Origin of the sequence: Vibrio ruber DSM 16370, assembly GCF_900163965.1 — a bacterium.
Classification (GTDB): domain Bacteria; phylum Pseudomonadota; class Gammaproteobacteria; order Enterobacterales; family Vibrionaceae; genus Vibrio; species Vibrio ruber.
Map to the genome: position 1 here is coordinate 1 of NZ_FULE01000100.1, position 1,323 is coordinate 1,323.

At 51.9% G+C, this 1,323-nt stretch carries 1 rRNA gene; it reads left to right on the top strand.

The window, feature by feature from the left end:
* A 23S ribosomal RNA gene (locus tag VR7878_RS20680) occupies nt 1–1,323 on the top strand; the annotation flags it as partial.

The window sequence follows — 1,323 nt, forward strand, 5'->3', positions numbered from 1 at the left end:
CTCCAAGGCTAAATACTCCTGACTGACCGATAGTGAACCAGTACCGTGAGGGAAAGGCGAAAAGAACCCCTGTGAGGGGAGTGAAATAGAACCTGAAACCGTGTACGTACAAGCAGTAGGAGCCTCCTTTGTGGGGTGACTGCGTACCTTTTGTATAATGGGTCAGCGACTTATATTCAGTGGCAAGGTTAACCGATTAGGGGAGCCGTAGCGAAAGCGAGTGTTAACTGCGCGCCCAGTCTCTGGATATAGACCCGAAACCGAGTGATCTAGCCATGGGCAGGTTGAAGGTTGAGTAACATCAACTGGAGGACCGAACCGACTAATGTTGAAAAATTAGCGGATGACTTGTGGCTAGGGGTGAAAGGCCAATCAAACTCGGAGATAGCTGGTTCTCCCCGAAAGCTATTTAGGTAGCGCCTCGGACGAATACTACTGGGGGTAGAGCACTGTTAAGGCTAGGGGGTCATCCCGACTTACCAACCCTTTGCAAACTCCGAATACCAGTAAGTACTATCCGGGAGACACACGGCGGGTGCTAACGTCCGTCGTGGAGAGGGAAACAACCCAGACCGCCAGCTAAGGTCCCAAATTACAGCTAAGTGGGAAACGATGTGGGAAGGCTCAGACAGCTAGGATGTTGGCTTAGAAGCAGCCATCATTTAAAGAAAGCGTAATAGCTCACTAGTCGAGTCGGCCTGCGCGGAAGATGTAACGGGGCTAAGCTGTAAACCGAAGCTGCGGCAATATACTTTGGTATATTGGGTAGGGGAGCGTTCTGTAAGCCGTTGAAGGTGGATTGTAAAGTCTGCTGGAGGTATCAGAAGTGCGAATGCTGACATGAGTAACGACAAGGGGGGTGAAAAACCTCCCCGCCGGAAGACCAAGGGTTCCTGTCCAACGTTAATCGGGGCAGGGTAAGTCGACCCCTAAGGCGAGGCCGAAAGGCGTAGTCGATGGGAAACGGGTTAATATTCCCGTACTTGTTGTGAATGCGATGGGGGGACGGAGAAGGCTAGGTGGGCCTGGCGACGGTCGTCCAGGTTCAAGTGCGTAGGCTGTAGAGTTAGGCAAATCCGGCTCTACATTAGGCTGAGACACGATGTCGAGTCACCAAGGTGATGAAGTCATTGATGCCATGCTTCCGGGAAAAGCCTCTAAGCTTCAGTTCACAAGAAATCGTACCCCAAACCGACACAGGTGGTCGGGTAGAGAATACCAAGGCGCTTGAGAGAACTCGGGTGAAGGAACTAGGCAAAATGGTACCGTAACTTCGGGAGAAGGTACGCTCTTGCTGGTGAAGTCCCTTGCGGATGGAGCTGA